General features: G+C 37.8%; 14 protein-coding genes. 9 read left to right on the top strand and 5 right to left on the bottom strand.

The features are described 5' to 3' along the window. Positions 1 to 7: 7 nt before the first annotated feature. A complete protein-coding gene (locus tag BXY82_RS05065; RefSeq protein ID WP_133757075.1) occupies positions 8 to 1,309 on the bottom strand; it encodes a D-alanyl-D-alanine carboxypeptidase/D-alanyl-D-alanine-endopeptidase in 1,302 nt (433 codons plus the stop codon). Between the two features lie 192 nt (positions 1,310 to 1,501). On the opposite strand from BXY82_RS05065, the gene BXY82_RS05060 reads away from it, so the two are divergent. Next, complete coding sequence (locus BXY82_RS05060; protein WP_243835685.1) at positions 1,502 to 4,633, top strand: SusC/RagA family TonB-linked outer membrane protein; 3,132 nt, start codon at positions 1,502 to 1,504, stop codon at positions 4,631 to 4,633. 12 nt (positions 4,634 to 4,645) lie between these two features. After that, on the top strand, positions 4,646 to 6,130 hold the full coding sequence (locus BXY82_RS05055; protein WP_133757074.1) for a SusD/RagB family nutrient-binding outer membrane lipoprotein: 1,485 nt from the start codon (positions 4,646 to 4,648) through the stop codon (positions 6,128 to 6,130). A gap of 37 nt (positions 6,131 to 6,167) precedes the next feature. Here BXY82_RS05055 and BXY82_RS05050 read toward each other — a convergent pair whose 3' ends face one another. From BXY82_RS05050 to BXY82_RS05040, 3 genes are all read right to left on the bottom strand, one after another. Then, positions 6,168 to 7,211: an aminotransferase class I/II-fold pyridoxal phosphate-dependent enzyme gene (locus BXY82_RS05050; RefSeq protein ID WP_133757073.1), complete on the bottom strand. Its 1,044-nt coding sequence runs from the start codon at positions 7,209 to 7,211 to the stop codon at positions 6,168 to 6,170. Beyond that, entirely contained in the window at positions 7,201 to 8,229 is a 1,029-nt protein-coding gene (locus BXY82_RS05045) for a dipeptide epimerase (protein WP_133757072.1), read from the bottom strand. The genes BXY82_RS05050 and BXY82_RS05045 overlap by 11 nt, the downstream gene beginning before the upstream one ends. Before the next feature lie 136 nt (positions 8,230 to 8,365). After that, positions 8,366 to 9,139: a DnaJ domain-containing protein gene (locus BXY82_RS05040; RefSeq protein WP_133757071.1), complete on the bottom strand. Its 774-nt coding sequence runs from the start codon at positions 9,137 to 9,139 to the stop codon at positions 8,366 to 8,368. Positions 9,140 to 9,340: 201 nt separating this feature from the next. Here BXY82_RS05040 and BXY82_RS05035 point away from each other — a divergent pair, with 201 nt between their 5' ends. From BXY82_RS05035 to BXY82_RS05010, 6 genes are all read left to right on the top strand, one after another. Then, positions 9,341 to 9,751 (top strand): BrxA/BrxB family bacilliredoxin, encoded by a 411-nt coding sequence (locus BXY82_RS05035; protein ID WP_133757070.1) that lies wholly within the window; start codon positions 9,341 to 9,343, stop codon positions 9,749 to 9,751. A gap of 120 nt (positions 9,752 to 9,871) precedes the next feature. Continuing rightward, positions 9,872 to 10,264 (top strand): hypothetical protein, encoded by a 393-nt coding sequence (locus tag BXY82_RS05030; RefSeq protein ID WP_166643249.1) that lies wholly within the window; start codon positions 9,872 to 9,874, stop codon positions 10,262 to 10,264. 36 nt (positions 10,265 to 10,300) lie between these two features. Next, the gene (locus BXY82_RS05025; RefSeq protein ID WP_133757068.1) at positions 10,301 to 11,038 is read left to right on the top strand and encodes a lysophospholipid acyltransferase family protein; all 738 of its coding nucleotides are present in this window, start codon (positions 10,301 to 10,303) and stop codon (positions 11,036 to 11,038) included. Positions 11,039 to 11,049: 11 nt separating this feature from the next. After that, entirely contained in the window at positions 11,050 to 12,039 is a 990-nt protein-coding gene (locus BXY82_RS05020; protein WP_133757067.1) for an acyl-ACP desaturase, read from the top strand. A 62-nt stretch (positions 12,040 to 12,101) separates the two neighbouring features. Beyond that, on the top strand, positions 12,102 to 12,482 hold the full coding sequence (locus tag BXY82_RS05015; RefSeq protein WP_133757066.1) for a GxxExxY protein: 381 nt from the start codon (positions 12,102 to 12,104) through the stop codon (positions 12,480 to 12,482). A 260-nt stretch (positions 12,483 to 12,742) separates the two neighbouring features. After that, positions 12,743 to 13,399, top strand: coding sequence for an HD domain-containing protein (locus tag BXY82_RS05010; protein ID WP_133757065.1), 657 nt, complete (start codon positions 12,743 to 12,745; stop codon positions 13,397 to 13,399). Here BXY82_RS05010 and BXY82_RS05005 read toward each other — a convergent pair whose 3' ends face one another. Further along, positions 13,400 to 14,473, bottom strand: a complete 1,074-nt coding sequence (locus BXY82_RS05005; protein ID WP_133757064.1) for a PA0069 family radical SAM protein — start codon at positions 14,471 to 14,473, stop codon at positions 13,400 to 13,402. Between the two features lie 226 nt (positions 14,474 to 14,699). On the opposite strand from BXY82_RS05005, the gene BXY82_RS05000 reads away from it, so the two are divergent. Next, the gene (locus tag BXY82_RS05000) at positions 14,700 to 16,856 is read left to right on the top strand and encodes a S46 family peptidase (protein WP_133757063.1); all 2,157 of its coding nucleotides are present in this window, start codon (positions 14,700 to 14,702) and stop codon (positions 16,854 to 16,856) included. The last annotated feature ends 114 nt before the right edge of the window (positions 16,857 to 16,970 follow it).

Genomic DNA, 16,970 nt, shown 5'->3' with positions numbered 1-16,970 from the left:
CCTTATTTTAGTAAGTATCACGTAAATATTCCAGAACTGTTTGCATCTGTTCCTTAACTTTTGTTGTGGAAGTTCTGTAATTATTATTCATAAAACTAAAGATCAAAACCTCGCCAGAGTTGGTGAGCAAATAGCCACTTAAACAATGAACATTGCCTACGGTGCCTGTTTTAGCATAAACATAGGGCACTGTATTGCCAGCATACCAACTTTTGATTGTACCGCTTTTACCACCCACTGGGAAAAAATTAAACAATCGCTCCCGTGGAATGTCAGCATAAAGTTTCTCCAAAACCTGCACAAATGATAGCGGGGTAAAGAGGTTGTATCGACTCAGGCCTGAACCATCCACCCAATATGGTTTTTGTTTTAAATCGTTCAACTGCTTGTCGAGAATAGACTTTCTAACCTTATCCGCATCCAAGGTGTCAGAAACTGTGGAAGATGCTAAAATCAATAGTTGTTCGGCCAAAAAGTTGTCGCTTACCTGCATCATGCGTTTATACACACTGTCCGAAGCAACACTATAGAGGGTTTGATCTGTTTTCGTTTTGGTATTCGGAATAATTTTAACCTTCCCCGGTAGCAGATCATCCCATAGCTGTCGTAGCAGGGTTGAATCGACCACAAAAGGCACCTCAATGGTATCTTTTCTCGTGATTTTATAAAAGAATGTATTCGTGTTAAAATCTCTTCGACTATTCAACTCCGAATAGGTGGTCTTTCCTTTTAAAAACTCAGGGTAGGTGGCTAATTGTCCCGTATTCCAAATGGTAGCAACATTGCCATACATAGGAAACGCACTCCGTTCAGGGCTATAATACATATCATAATCTTCCCAAGCCCAACCTGGTCCAAATTTTTCATTGTGATAATTAGCGGTAACAAGTTGAATAGCATTAAAGGATTTCATGAAATTAAGGGCTGTACTATCTTTAAAATACGGATGCAAAAAACTAGGGTCTCCTGTACCTTTCACAATTAAAGTGTCCTGATCAATTGCGTATTTCAATGCTGGGATTTGGTCAGGTAAGTATTGCAAGGCTGTATATAAAGTGAATATTTTTGTATTGCTGGCCGGTGTAAAATAGCGGTTTCCATTATGGCTAAATACTGTGTCTTTAGTTTTTGGATTATACACCATGAGTCCAGTAAATTGGTTGTCGTAAAAACTTGAATTTAAAGTGTGATGAAGATGTTTAGATATTTTTGCAGACTTGCAATTGACAAGGACTAATGAGAGTATCATAAAAACATAATAACGACCAAAAAGCTTTGTGACATTTGGAATAGAAGAAACTTGTTTCATACAATGAAGGGGTTTGGAAATCTGTCTATAAATTTAAAATTATTTATAATGAATTGCATATAACGATAAACTAAAGTGATAAATCACAACCCGTTAACGTGTATTACAATTGTCATAGAATCATATTGTTAAGGATTTTACCTTTTATTTTCTTACATTTACTAAGCTAGTCTAACACAAACAATTCAAATTATGCAAAAAAAAACTACCCTCACACTACTAGTTTTTTTTACTTCTGCGTGTTTTATGTTATTCGCTCAAACCATTACCGTTACTGGTGTTGTAACTGATGCGAATAATGTTCCAATGGCAGGTGTAAACATCCTAGTAAAAGGCACAACAAAAGGTGCCACCACAAATTTTGATGGTGATTATTCCATCAATGCTTCTTCCGGAGATGTTTTAGTGTTCTCTTATGTCGGCTATAAAAAAGTTGAGAGGACCGTTTCTGAATCTGTTATAAATTTAACAATGGAAGAAGATACGAGCTCTTTAAATGAGGTGGTTGTGACCGCCTTCGGAATTAAGAGAGAAACGCGCGAGTTGGGTTACTCAGTTACCCAAGTAAAAACTGAAGACATTGATCTTACTGGACAAACGGATGCTCTTTCTGGCTTACAGGGACGTGTGGCGGGCGTTCAAATCAGTCAAACCTCAGGCTCTTCAGGTGGAGGTATTGATATTTTGATTCGAGGAATAACTTCGGTTAACCCTAATAGAAGCAACCAACCACTTATTATTATTGACGGTTTAGCTTTAGATAATGACACCTTTTCAGGGTCTGTATTGCCAAGCGCAGGTTCTAATTCGCCTAGCAGTTCAGAACAATTCTCATTTACCAATAGAGGTTCTGATATCAATCCTGAAGATATTGAAAGTTACAACGTGCTAAAAGGTGCTGCTGCCACCGCCCTTTATGGAGTTAGGGCTGCTAATGGTGCCATTATCATTACCACTAAAAAAGGGAAACTCGGCAAGGCTAAGGTTGGTATAACGGCATCAACAACATTTAGAGAAATTAATACCACACCAGAACTGCAAACCAAATTCCGTGAAGGTTTCAGTGGTCTTCCAAGAACCCTATACACGCCAGAAACGGATACGGGATTTACGAGGCTTGGGGGAACTTCCTTTTACTCATGGGGTCCAGAATATAGCGCAGATAGCGCCGTGGTAGGTGGAGAAACAATAGATCTTACTGGCGATAGGTTTTATGATCCTTTTGACTTATTTCAGTCCGGTGTCAATACGCAAGTAGATTTCAATATCAGTGGCGCCTCTGAAAAAATGGATTATTATTTCTCTGTTGGTAACGACAGTGAAAAAGGAGTGCTTCCTAACACAGATTATAATAAGACAACCTTACGCTTTAAGGCGGGTTATAAAATAAATGACAAATTCAACATCAATTCGTCACTTAGTTATACCAATGCGGGCGGTAAACGCGGTAATGGAGGTGATAAGTCGGTTTTTAGTTCTCTGTCCTATTATTCAGCAACATTCCCAATAAACGATTATATCAACCCTAATGGCACGCAACGAAACTATTCATTTGGGATTATTGACAATCCAAGATATTTATTAGAAACGAGTCCATTAACGGATGATGTTAATAGATGGGTTGGAAACGTCACCTTAAATTGGGCTCCAAAAGATTGGATAAACGTAACATATGCGGCACAGGTAGATAATTATTCTGATCAGAGAAATAGGTTTGTAGCACCAGATCTTGATGCAGGTGCTGCAGTAGGTGGCTTTATTGTAAATCAAAACATTAATTTCTTAGGCTTGGAATCAAATCTATTGGTCTCTTTTGAAAAAGAATGGTCTGAAGATTTTGGAACAACCTTGACCTTAGGGAATCAAATCTCAGATTCGAAAAGAGATTATGCCATGATTAGAGGAGAAACATTAAATGTTCCTGGAATTAATGACATCGCAAATACCATTAATATTTTTGCAGACAAAACTGTTACACAATTGAGAAATGTAGGGGTTTTTGGAGAATTAAAGATAGATTACAAAAACCAATTGTTCTTAACTATCACAGGTAGAAATGACTGGGTCTCTACATTACCAAAAGAAAATCGATCCTTCTTTTACCCATCTGTCAGTTTAGCTTATGATTTCCACGAATTGTTAGACAAAGAAAGTGAATTCTTCACCTTTGGTAAACTTAGAGGCTCTTGGGCTGAAGTAGGAAAAGGACCATTGTTTGGACAAGTAGGTCAAAACTTTGTTTCAGATAGCAACTTTCCATTTAATGGCGCTGGCGGGTATCGTGCCGATATCACCATTGGAGACAATAATATTACACCAGAGAAAAACAGATCTTTTGAAATTGGTACAGATTTACGATTCTTTAAAAACAGACTCCGTGTTGATTACGCCTATTATAAAACCCGTGTCAAAAACCAAATTTTTACAGTAGGCACAGCGTATTCTACAGGTTTAGCTGGAATTACCAGAAATGCTGGCGATTTTGAAACCTCCGGACACGAATTGTTAGTTTCTTATAACATTTTAAATACTGACAATATTAAATGGGAAACCATCTTTAATTGGAGTACAAACGAAGGCAAAGTATTGTCATTACCAGATGATATTGACGCTCTTATTTTTGCCGACTCAGGTTTTGCTGGGGTGACTTCTGAAATTAGAGATGGAGATAATATGGGCGATTTGTATGGATACAAGTGGCGCTATGAAAATGGACAACGGTATATTGGAGCTGATGGTTTACCAAGAGTAGATTTAAGTGAACGTGTAAAGGTTGGAAATGCCTTCCCTGACTTTATAGCTTCTATAAATAACATCTTTAAATACAAAAACATCGGTTTTAATTTCTTGTTGGAATGGAAAAAAGGTGGTGATCTATATGACGCCGGACGACGAAATGCTTTAAGAAATGGCGTTCTTCAAGCTACTGTTGTTAGAGATGTAGACGTTGTTTTTGAAGGGGTTATGGATGATGGTAGTGGCGGATACATTACAAACACCATACCTGGTCTTGTAGATCAAAATTACTACCGTGATTCTGGCCGTTACAACAGAGCTTCAGAAATCTTGGTGCAAGATGCCTCTTGGGTTAAATTACGTAACGTTGGCTTAAGTTATCATTTTGAAGGAAAAGCATTAGAGACTTTAAAAGTGGACAATTTAAGTTTCTCAATTAGCGCCCATAACCTTTTGTTATGGACCCCTTATGATGGTTATGATCCTGAAGGTAACCAATATAGCGCCGGAAGTAATGTCTACGGATTTACGGGCTTAGGTACACCACTGAGTGAAAGTTATTCTTTTGGAATAAAATTAGGATTTTAAAAAAAAGCGAAGATGAAAAATATACTAAAAACAACATTTATAGCATTACTTATCTTGAGCGTCGGCTCCTGTAGTGATGAATATTTTGACGTAAATACACCCTCAGGCACAGCACAGGAAGAGTTAATTAGAGCAAGTGACCTGATGGCTCCCGTAATTTTAAGAACCATTCAAGGGCAGTATTCTGCTGAACTTACATTTGGAAATTATGCACAAAATTTTGTGGGACAAGGGGGTACCGCGGCTGGAGAAACCTCAGCGGCGTCTTTATGGAGTAATATCTATCTTTATGCCCTACCAAACTTAAAGGTAATAAAAGAAAAAGCGGCTGCAGCAAACGCCACTCATTACGGCGCTGTGGCTGATATATTAACGGCAATAAATTTAGGTATCGCTACAGATACTTGGGACAACATTCCCTACCGAGAGGCAACTCAAGGAGAGGTAAATTTATTCCCGGCCTTTGATAGTCAGGAATCCATTTATAATGACATATTTTCTTTATTAGATAACGCTATTGCTGCTCTGCAAGCGCCAGACACCTCTGACCTGAGCCTAGGTAGTGAAGATTTAATATATGGAGGTGATACTGACAAATGGTTGCGGGCAGCGTATACATTAAAAGCCCGGTATCAACTACATTTAGTCAACACTGGTAAAGTTTCTGCAAATGACGTATTGAACACAGTGGTTAACGGGTTTACCTCCAATGACGATGATTTCCAAATGTCGTATAATGAACGTACCATCAATCCGTGGTATGCTCAAGAAATTGTGGCTAGAAACACAGGTAATTTCCACAATGATTTGGCCAGCCAATTGGTGAGCTCTATGAATGGCGATTACTACCCTTTTCAAAGCGGTTTGTTAGACATTGATCCTAGGTTGCCTCGTTTCGGCACTACTGACGCTGGAAGTACTGAATGGAAAGGCTTTGTTAGTGGCGGTGGCGGCGTAAGTCCTGATGGCACTCCAGGTAATGCCCGATTTGTAGAAGGTGGTTACTATACTGATATTGATTCGCCAATTATGATTATTAGTTATGCAGAAGCACTATTTATTAAAGCTGAGGCTGCATTTTTAGCTAATGGAGGTACCACAACAAGCATGGGCTCTAACGCCACTGCTTATGATGCTTATTTGGCAGGCATAGCAGCAAGTATGGACAAATATGATGTAGATGGCACAAATTATTTGGCCGATAATGCTATAGCCGTTGGTGCTGCCAATTTGATGCTACATCATATTATGAAAGAGAAATACATCCATAACTTCCTCAATCCTGAGTCTTTTGTAGATCATAGACGCTATAATTTCTCTGACGATGTATTTACAGGATTAACAATTCGTGAGGAAGAGGATTCCAGTGGCGAATATGCCGGTCAATGGTTTAGACGTGCGAGTTACCCCTCTACTGAATTGAACAGGAATAGAGAAAATGTTGAAGCTAATCAACAAACGCCAGTAACCCCTGTATGGTGGGACGCACTTTATTAAACTTTTTAAATTTAATTTCACAACCCTTCATTAAATTTTAATGAAGGGTTTCTTTTTGAAACTGGTTTAACGCAGATTTTAAATGTTCCAAATCTTCGGTGGTATGATTGGCCGTAACTACAATTCGATTCATCAACGTGTCATAATTGGGATACTTAAAATTAGTAATGATAATACCCTTCGATTTCAAATAGGGGTAGATCCTATCACTATGCGAATAGATGACGGGGTAGTCTTGGTGATATATAAATTGTTTTGACAATAAACCATCTCCAAATAAAAACTGAAGATTCGTCTGTAATTTTTGAAGTTGATTTTGCAATAGTTGTTGAGCATCAACAAAGGTTTGCAAGAAAATAGGATTCATCCCCGATGCAGAAATAAATACAGGGTCGTCCTTAAGCATTTTCACTAGGTCAGTTGTACCGGCAATAACTCCACCACTACAGCCATAGGCTTTTGTTAACGAGCTGATCATAATTTTTTGAGATATCCGTGGATGATTGATGCTGTTGTAAGCTCCTTCTCCACGCACACCAACAATACCTAAGCTATGGGATTCATCAAGTAATAAGGTAATGCGTTTGGATGTTGAAATAGCATTCAAAAATTCAAAATCTGTAGGTTTTACGGCCATTGAAAGCAAGGTGTCGGCCGCAATGACCACAGCTTCTTCAACATTATCAGTCAATTTTGGATGCAATTTTCCATTTGTGAAAAGTGGCAAACTCGAGTGTTTTACAATTGCAGGATGGGTTTTAGGGTAATGGTAAAACGTATTGTGATTTTGGGACAAATGATCTATTGCGATTTTTCCGGCTAGGGTGCCAGATGACACGGTCAGTGCTGCATCAGCTCCAATAATCTTAGCCAATACCGTTTCCGCTATGTCATAAATGCTCAATTTTATATTGGCATTTCTAGAACTACCATAGGCGGTACCCCATAGTTTTATACTATTAGTTAAGTATTGTTGAAATTCAGAGTTTGTAGCCATTCCCAAATAAGAGGTGCCCCCAAAATAAAGATATTGCTTACCTTTAATTGTAACCATTCTATCTGGAAAATGTTCAATGGTCATTACGTTTTACGGTTAAAGTAACACCTGTCCCATTTAAATCGCTGTAATGGACTATCCCATTCTCAATAGTAACACCAGTAGCAATGTCTTCAGCTAACAAAAGCGCGCCATCCATATCTACATAATCTAGCAACGGCAACAAATGGGCAATAGCCGAAATTCCTACGGTAGATTCAGTCATACAACCCACCATGGTGTGCATTCCCAACTGTCTCGCTTTCATCAACATGCGTCGTGCCGGGGTCAGTCCGCCACACTTGGTCAGTTTCACATTTACGCCATGGAAATGTTGGAAACATTTGTCGATGTCTGCTTCAACCTGACAGCTTTCGTCAGCAATTATAGGTAAAACAGAGTTTTCAAATACTTTTTTATGGCCTTCCCAATCGTCTGCTGGCAAGGGTTGTTCTATAAATTCCACACCTAATTCTTTCAGTGCAATGGCATTGGAAATGGTTTCGTCTACGGTCCATCCACAATTGGCATCTACCCTAAAAACTGAATCGGTATGCTTTCGTAATTCCTTAACAATCTCAATGTCTCTATCAGAACCTAACTTGATTTTATAAATTGGCCATGGCATTTCTTCCATCTTAGAGACCATTTTCTCAATAGTATCAATTCCAATAGTATAATCAGTTAAAGGGTTGTTGGAAATATCATAGTTCCAAAGCTCATATAAGCGCTTTCCTTCTTTGCGGGCATAGAGGTCATTATAAGCCAAATCTAAGGCACATAGGGCAAACTTATTGTTAGGCAATTGCGAATCCATTTTCTCCCAAAATTCTTCAAGCTCCATGCCTGCCGAATTTGTAATAAGCGGTTCTATTTGCCTTAGATCCCGCATCATCTCATCTACCCCAATATTATAATACGGGTTTGAAGTAGCTTCGCCATATCCAGAAAAACCATCTTCTCTCAATTCAACGACTAATGAAGGTTGCTCATCATGAGATTCTCTTGAAATTGTAAAAGTGTGGCGTAATTTTAAAGTATGAGGTCTTAGAATAAGTTGCATGCAGTAGCTGTTATATCATCTTATCAATTCACCTGAATTGAGTTATGATGGGATTATATCTCTAAATTAATGAATAAATTGTATAAAGCCTAAAGAACTTTAAACAGCTGCGCACTCTTGAATAGAAATTTGATAATTAAAATTTTCGCTCCTTTTGTAGTTTTTCATAAGCCTCCTGCACTTGTCGGAACTTGTCTTCTGCTCCTTTTTGATGCTCTTCGCCTAAATGAATGACGCGATCGGGGTGATATTTTTTAGCCATTTTTCTATAGGCTGCTTTAATCTCATCATTTGTGGCTTCTTTTGTAATTTCAAGAATTTTATAGGCATTGTCACTACTACTATAAAACATGGCTTTAATACTTTCAAAATCGCGAGAACTGATACCCAAATATCCAGAGATAGTATAGATTTGGCGTACCTCACTATCTGTAACCATACCATCTGCCTTGGCTATTCCAAATAAGAAATGCAACAATTGCAAACGCGATGCATGATCCATCATTCTTTGAATTTGCAAACACACTTGGCGTACTGGAATTTGCTGTTGGTTGATACCCTTAAACAATTTAAATGCACGGTTAGCACGGTCTTGGCCATACATGCCTACAAATTGCTGACGTACATAGTCCAGCTCACGTTGATCTTGATGTCCATCAGCCTTAATTACTACTGACGCTAAAATTAAAAGACTGACCTCAAAATCTCCTGGTTGAGTTTGTGGCCGTGCCTGAGTTTGGCGTCCATAGGTTGGGCGCTGCTTCTGATCAGTCTGCCAATCGCCCAAAAGCGGCGTCCCATTACCTGAAATAGAATCCACAATACTGCCTAAAACCAGGCCAATAATAGCGCCAATCGGGCCTCCAAAAGACCATCCTAAACCAGCACCTATCCATTTTGAAAAATTCATCTGTATGATTTAATTTTTTGAATTTCAAATATACTATAGTTCGTGCTTTTTAAATGACATTTCCAATTGAAATTTGTATTGAAAACACAAATGACAGCATTCAATCTCACTACCAACTAACTCACTATAAAGCGATATTTTCATTACCTTTGCAGTCTCGAAGTATCGAGGTCTAATATTAATCATGAAAAATTTAAATATATGTATCCAGCAGAATTAGTAAAACCAATGCGAGAAGACTTGACCAAAGTTGGATTTGAAGAATTACAAACCGCTCAAGACGTTGATTCAGCTTTAGCAAAAGAAGGTACCACTTTAATCGTAGTTAATTCGGTATGTGGCTGTGCTGCAGCAAATGCACGCCCAGGAGCAAGAATGAGCTTGCAAAATGCGAAACGTCCAGATCATATTGTGACTGTATTTGCAGGCGTTGACAAAGAAGCTGTTGACAAAGCGAGAGAGCACATGGTACCGTTTCCTCCAAGTTCACCTTGTATGGCCTTGTTTAAAAATGGCGAATTGGTGCACATGTTAGAGCGTCACCATATTGAAGGCAGACCTGCTCAATTAATTGCAGAAAATCTTGTAGACGCCTATAATGAGCACTGTTAATTAGAAAGAACTTTAAGTTTATTTATTCAATTTTTAAAAATCCACAGTAACTTTTCTGTGGATTTTTGTTTTGGCACGCAACAATTTGAAATTTTAGCATCTCTCTTAAAAGATCTACACATGAAAACGCTATTGATATTTCTTATTAGTTCCCTTTTTCTAGTTCTAAGTGCTACTAGATGTGACCATCAGGACAATTTAAACTGTGATGAAAAGCGTCAGACACTAAACGAGATGAAACTAACCATTCAAAACCTGGCAGATACTTCTGTTTGTAGTGAAGAGTTTGAATGCCGAAGTCTCGCCCTAGGCAGTAAACCGTGCGGTGGCCCATGGAGCTATTTAGTGTACTCCACGTCTATTGATACACTCAAACTTACAAAATTAGTTGCAGCCTACAATCAGTTTGAAAAAACCATGAATACCGAATGTGGCCTCATGTCTGACTGTGCTATGGTTATGCCACCGCAACAACTGCAATGTAAAAACAATACGTGCATAGCCATTTATTAGTAGGTTTGTAGCCAGACTTTTTATTAATTTTGTAGGATGCGAAAAATATTAGCTTACCCCCTTACGGTTTTGTATCTTATGTGTTTTGGACTCACCCTTGTGGTGTTTCATCCCATCCAATGGATTTGCTTTAATGTGTTTGGCTACAAGGCACATAAGATAAGTGTAGATTGGTTGCAGTTCTTTTTAATGCGCTGTCTTAATGTATTGGGTACCCGATTTACCTTTACCAATCCTTATGATATTCCAACTGATGAGCCGCTCATTATTGTGGCCAATCACCAAAGTATGTACGACATTTCTCCCATTATGTGGTACATGCGCAAGCACCATCCTAAATTTATCGCTAAACAAGAGCTTGGCAAAGGCATTCCAAGTGTTTCTTACAACCTGCGTCATGGTGGTTCAGTTCTCATTGATCGCAAAAACCCCAGACAAGCTCTGCCGGCCATTATGAAATTTGGAGAATATATTGAAAACACCAAACGGGCAGCAGTAATTTTTCCTGAAGGCACAAGAAGCAAGACAGGAGTTCCAAAACCTTTTCAAACAAAAGGATTGGAAATTTTAATCAAAAAAGCACCTTCGGCTACCATTGTTCCAATAAGTATTAATAATTCTTGGAAAATGTTACGTTACGGCAAATTTCCTATGGGCATAGGAAATCATTTAAAATTCACGGTACACCAACCTCTTAAAATTGCTACCTTTGTAAATAAGGAAGAATTAATCAGGACTGTTGAACAGACGATTTCTTCGAATATTCATCCCTAAATTACACTATTATGTCTTTAAAGAATGTAAGATTAGAAGTGATGCAACATCTGGAAAAAGACGTCGAATCACTTATCCAAAAATATTTAATACCAGTTGAACAAATTTGGCAGCCAACTGATTTTTTACCGAATTCAGAAGGAGATAATTTTTTTGAAGAGGTAAAGGAAATCCGTGAATTATCTAAAGAATTACCTTACGATTTTTGGGTCGTTTTAGTTGGAGATATGATCACTGAAGAAGCCTTACCTACCTATGAATCATGGTTAATGGATGTGGAAGGTGTGAACCAGGTAGAACGTAATCCGTGGGGCAAATGGGTACGACACTGGACTTCTGAAGAAAACAGACATGGTGATGTGCTTAATAAATACTTATATTTATCAGGTCGCGTCAACATGAAAGAAATTGAAAAAACCACACAGCATCTCATCGCTGATGGTTTTGATATTGGTACCGATAGAGATCCTTACAAAAACTTTATATATACTAGTTTTCAAGAATTGGCGACATATGTCTCCCACAATCGTGTGGCGAAATTAGCCAAAGAAAAAGGGAATAAGTCACTCTTTAAGATGTGTAATATTATTGCTGGAGATGAAATGCGTCATCACCATGCTTATTCAGAATTTGTAGAACGCATCTTTGAGGTAGATCCAAATCAGATGATGATGGCTTTTCAAACCATGATGAAGCAAAAAATCACTATGCCTGCGCATTTCTTGAGAGAATCAGGAAACCAAATAGGCACTGCTTTTGAAGAGTTCTCTAATACGGCTCAGCGTATTGGTGTGTACACTTCGGCAGATTATATAGACATTTTGGAAAAATTAATCAAACGTTGGGAAATAGGCAACATCAAAAACTTATCTGATGATGCTGAAAAAGCAAGAGATTATCTCATGAAACTTCCAGACCGTATGAAGCGTTTGGCCGACCGTATGAAAATTCCAGAAAACTCGTATCAGTTTAAGTGGGTAGAACCGGCGACTCTTAAGTAGTATGGAACGCTGATAACACAGATTTAGCAGATTTTAACTGATTTTCCTAGTATGGCTTATTAATGGATAATTATAAACATTCAGAAACTACAGATCTCATTTTGAAAGGTTTCTACAATGTATATAATCAATTAGGCTATGGTTTTTTGGAGAAAGTGTATGAAAAAGCAATGTTCATTGAATTAAAAAGTTTGGGTCTTTTTGTAGAAAGACAAAAACAAATCAATGTCCATTACAAGCACCAAATAGTTGGCGAATATTATGCTGATCTAATTGTTTCGGAAGCCGTAATTATTGAAATTAAAGCTGCCGAATCTCTGTGTGAAGAGCATGAATTTCAACTTATAAACTATCTCAAAGCTACAGATATTGAAATCGGATTGCTGCTGAATTTTGGGAAAACGCCTCAAATAAAAAGGAAAATATTTTCGAATAAATTTTAGATATATTATAGAACACAGATGACGCGGATTGAGCTGATTTTAAGTGATTTTTTAATTCTCTGAAATGCTAATTGACAAACAGTTATAAGCATTCAAAAACTGCCGATTATAGAAATTAAATCAGATGGGTTACTTTGCGAAACATACGAGTTTCAACTCATCCATTATCTAATGCTTATCCAAAGTATCTCATATCAATAATTTAAAAGAATCTGCGTCAATCATAAAAAATCCGCATCATCAGCGTTCTCCTATCCCACATGAAAATCAAACAAAATCAAATTGAACAAACTATCGCATTCGTAAAATCACAACTCGAAAACGCAGAAGGCGGACACGATTGGTTTCATATTCAAAGAGTATTGAACAATGCATTGCTGATAGCCAAAACGGAAGAGGTTGATGTGTTTGTGGTACAACTTGGAGCGCTACTCCACGATATTGCTGATAGTAAATTCCATAATGGTGATGAAACGGTTGGGCCGAAAGTAGCCCGTGTGTTTTTAAAGGAGATAAATGTGGAAGCAGCGGTCATTGATCATGTGGTAAACATCATAGAAAACATCTCTTTTAAAGGAGGAAATGAACTTCAAAAATTCAGATCGCCCGAGCTTGATGTCATTCAGGACGCAGACCGGTTAGATGCCTTAGGCGCCATTGGCATTGCCAGAACCTTCAATTATGGCGGATTTAAAAATCGCGCGTTATATGATCCGAAGATCAAGCCTAACTTATCAATGTCTAAAGAGGAATATAAAGCATCAAACGCTCCTACTATTAATCATTTTTACGAAAAATTATTGCTTTTAAAGGATAAAATGAACACTGAAACCGGCCGACAAATTGCTACGGAAAGACACCGTTTTATGGAACATTTTCTGGAGCAGTTTTATGCAGAATGGGATGGATTAAAATAATTAAAACAATTTCAATTGCCCATCCTTAAACACCTCATGGAGGTCTGTATTAAGTGTAGGCATAGATTTCCCTTTAAAATATTTAAGCTTGGCAAGTTTCACCATGTCGTTGATTTGTTTGGCTATTTCACCTTCACCTCTCATGCGCGTTCCGTAACGTGAATCGTTCAAATTGCCACCGTGGCAACTTTCAATTTGATGCAACACTTTCTCGGCGCGATCAGGCATGGTTTTTTTAATCCAATCTGTAAAGATTTCTCCAATAACGCCGTTGAGTCGCACGATGGTATGCCCCATACTCAAAGCACCCATTTCTGAAACTTTTTTGGCCAATGCCAACACTTCATGACTATTGATAGAGGGAATAATGGGCGCCATCATCACATTAACTGGAATCCCATTATCCGATAAAATCTTTACAGTTTCCAATCGCTTTTTGATGCTCGCCGTTCTTGGTTCCAAGACACGTCGAGTCTCTTCTGAAAGTGAGGTAATGGACAGGTTCACCGCAATTAGATTGTCTTTAGCAAGTTGTTTGAGAAGATCAAGATCTCTCAGTATTAACGCGTTTTTTGTAATGATACCGACTGGATGTTTGTACTTTAAAAAGACTTCCAAACATTGACGCGTGAGCTTGAATTCCTGTTCGGCAGGTTGGTAACAATCCGTATTTCCAGACATCACAATAGGAAACGCTTGCCAACTTTTCCTTTTTATAAACTGTTCCAACAATTTTGGCGCATCTTTCTTAACCAAAATCCGACGTTCAAAGTCGAGCCCGGCACTATATCCCCAAAATTCATGGCTATTCCTTGCATAACAATAAATACAACCGTGTTCACATCCTTGGTACATATTCATGGAATAACCCATTCCCACATCAGGACTGTCCACTTTGTTGACAATGGTCTTTGGAAACACTTCCAAATAGAGCGTTCTATTTTTATCAGCGTCCTCCCCTTCCTTCGCGCAATATTCCAAAAAATCATCGCGCATTTCATGACTTAATTGGAAGAATTTATTGGGGACGTTAATTTGTGCTCCGCGACCTTTTATGGTAGGATTAGGGTCCATTTTTATGAGTTTTCGATGATTGTTAATGCCTAGATGAGACCTTAAAGATAGCAAGACACCTATGCTGGTGATGGCTACAATTTGTAGAAAGAACCATTAACAACTCAGGATGAATCGATTACAAAGAAAGCCTCCTGTTAAAAAATAACATCCTTTTAACATAGACAATCTTACATAAACCCCCAAAAATTCAATAATTTTAGCCCTCACAAAATATTTTAATAACATGAAAAAATTATTGCTCTCCCTCACCATTTTTATGATGACCTTTTCATTGGCAATTAAGGCTGATGAAGGCATGTGGTTTTTGATGCATATTGAGCGTCTTAACCATAGAGATATGCAGAAAATGGGACTTCAACTGACCGCTGAAGAAATTTACAGCGTTAATAACCGCAGCTTAAAGGATGCTATTGTTCAATTTAATGGTGGTTGTACTGCTAGTATTGTGTCTGATAGTGGTTTGGTATTAACCAATCACCATTGTGGTTATAATGCTATTGCTGAATTATCAACTGCAGACAGAAATCATCTTAAAAATGGTTACTGGGCAAAATCCTTAGATGCGGAGTTAAAGCCAGAAAGCTTATTTGTTAGATTTTTTGTAAGAATGGATGATGTTTCTAAGCGTATTTTATCACAAGTTGATGCTACCATGTCTGAAAAAGATCGCGAAGCTGCCATTAACAGAGAAATTGCTAAAATTGAGCAAGAAAATAATGAAGGCGGAAAATATACCGTTTCTGTACGTTCTTTCTACCAAGGCAATGAATTCTACTACTTTGTTTATGAAGATTACAAAGATGTCCGTTTAGTTGGAACACCTCCAGAAAGTATTGGAAAATATGGTGGTGACACGGATAACTGGGAGTGGCCAAGACATACGGGCGACTTTGCTCTATTCAGAGTTTACGCTGATAAAGATGGAAATCCTGCAGAATATTCTACGGAAAATGTACCTTTAAAATCAAAATACCACCTTCCTGTAAGTCTTGATGGCGTAAAGGAAAATGATTTTGCAATGATCTTGGGCTACCCAGGAAGAACCAACCGTTGGATGCCCGCACAAGGCGTTGAGCAAAACGTAAAGTTTGCATATCCTGCTTGGGTTGAAGGGTCTAAATTGAGCATGGACGTAATGAAAAAGTATATGGATAGTGATGAAGCTATCAACTTAATGTACGCTTCTTCTTACGCAAGCATCGCTAACTATTGGAAAAACCGAGGCGGAATGATTACTGCTTTAACAGATCATAAAACAGTGGCCACCAAGACCAAAGTTGAAGACGCTTTTAATAAATGGGCCAATAAAAAAGAAAACAAGGCTAAATATGGTAATGTAATTTCTGATATCAATGCTTACTATAAATTGACTAATGACAAGGCGCAACATGACAACTATTTAACAGGAATGTTACGTGGTAGCAAGTTTGCGGTGTTACCATCAAGAATTGGTAGTGCTTTAAAACAATACGCAGAATCTAATGAAGCTGCACGTGAAAACATGCTTTCTAGATTACAGCCTTTTATTGACGCATCGTATAAAGATTTCCATTTGCCTTTAGAGAAAGAAATCCTTGCAAAACAATTAAATTTATATGCGACAAAAACAAACTATCCACTTCCTGTGATGGTTAAAGAAATCGCTGATAAAAACACTAATGATTTTACAGCTTTTGTTGATTCTGCTTTTGATGCAAGCATCTTCTCTTCTAAAGAAAATGTACAGGCGTTCTTAGAAAATCCTGATCTTTCAAAATTAGAAAGTGATCAATTGTACAAATTATCTGGAGAATTATTAGCAAAATACAGAGAGCAACCAGAGCATTTGGTGAAACCTGAGAACAATTTTCAAGCGGCTTTCAGAAAATTGGTTGCTGGATTACGTGAGTCTAAATTGAGCAACATTCAATATCCTGACGCTAACTCTACGTTGCGTTTAAGCTACGGAAAGGTTAGAGCATTACCTGCTGATAAAAGAAATGATGCAGCAGTAAACAACTACACCACATTAAAAGGGATGGTTGCTAAATATGTTCCAAATGACGATGAGTTTGATTTGCCACAAGACATGTTAGACATTTATGAAAAGAAGGATTACGGACGTTACGCCAATGAAAAAGGTGAGCTTTCAGTAAACTTCCTTTCTGATAATGATATTACCGGTGGTAATTCAGGATCTCCAGTAATCAACGGTAAAGGCGAATTGATTGGTTTAGCTTTTGATGGCAACATTGAAGCGATGGCTGGTGATGTTATTTTTGACAGCAACCTACAACGTACCATCAATGTTGATATCCGTTACGTACTTTGGTTAATTGACAAATATTCTAACGCTAAACATATTGTTGACGAATTGACAATTGTTGGTGGAAAATTATAAATAGAATTAAAACCGCTTTGCTTTAGAAGTGAGTATTAAGACTTTCTTTAATGAAAAATGCGAACTATTATATAGTTCGCATTTTTTTATTTTTATACATCTCAATGATTAGAG

It is taken from the genome of Gelidibacter sediminis (genome assembly GCF_004364975.1).
In the GTDB taxonomy this organism is placed as follows: Bacteria; Bacteroidota; Bacteroidia; order Flavobacteriales; family Flavobacteriaceae; genus Gelidibacter; species Gelidibacter sediminis.
Note: the sequence above shows the minus strand (reverse complement) of the source record. Positions and strands in the feature narration are given on the sequence as shown.

Coding starts and splice junctions, on each gene's coding strand:
- BXY82_RS05025 (WP_133757068.1), top strand. CDS start 10,301: ATGCGAAAAATATTAGCTTACCCCCTTACGGTTTTGTATCTTATGTGT.
- BXY82_RS05035 (WP_133757070.1), top strand. CDS start 9,341: ATGTATCCAGCAGAATTAGTAAAACCAATGCGAGAAGACTTGACCAAA.
- BXY82_RS05045 (WP_133757072.1), bottom strand. CDS start 8,229: ATGCAACTTATTCTAAGACCTCATACTTTAAAATTACGCCACACTTTT.
- BXY82_RS05020 (WP_133757067.1), top strand. CDS start 11,050: ATGTCTTTAAAGAATGTAAGATTAGAAGTGATGCAACATCTGGAAAAA.
- BXY82_RS05065 (WP_133757075.1), bottom strand. CDS start 1,309: ATGAAACAAGTTTCTTCTATTCCAAATGTCACAAAGCTTTTTGGTCGT.
- BXY82_RS05060 (WP_243835685.1), top strand. CDS start 1,502: ATGCAAAAAAAAACTACCCTCACACTACTAGTTTTTTTTACTTCTGCG.
- BXY82_RS05010 (WP_133757065.1), top strand. CDS start 12,743: ATGAAAATCAAACAAAATCAAATTGAACAAACTATCGCATTCGTAAAA.
- BXY82_RS05000 (WP_133757063.1), top strand. CDS start 14,700: ATGAAAAAATTATTGCTCTCCCTCACCATTTTTATGATGACCTTTTCA.
- BXY82_RS05055 (WP_133757074.1), top strand. CDS start 4,646: ATGAAAAATATACTAAAAACAACATTTATAGCATTACTTATCTTGAGC.
- BXY82_RS05030 (WP_166643249.1), top strand. CDS start 9,872: ATGAAAACGCTATTGATATTTCTTATTAGTTCCCTTTTTCTAGTTCTA.
- BXY82_RS05005 (WP_133757064.1), bottom strand. CDS start 14,473: ATGGACCCTAATCCTACCATAAAAGGTCGCGGAGCACAAATTAACGTC.
- BXY82_RS05040 (WP_133757071.1), bottom strand. CDS start 9,139: ATGAATTTTTCAAAATGGATAGGTGCTGGTTTAGGATGGTCTTTTGGA.
- BXY82_RS05015 (WP_133757066.1), top strand. CDS start 12,102: ATGGATAATTATAAACATTCAGAAACTACAGATCTCATTTTGAAAGGT.
- BXY82_RS05050 (WP_133757073.1), bottom strand. CDS start 7,211: ATGACCATTGAACATTTTCCAGATAGAATGGTTACAATTAAAGGTAAG.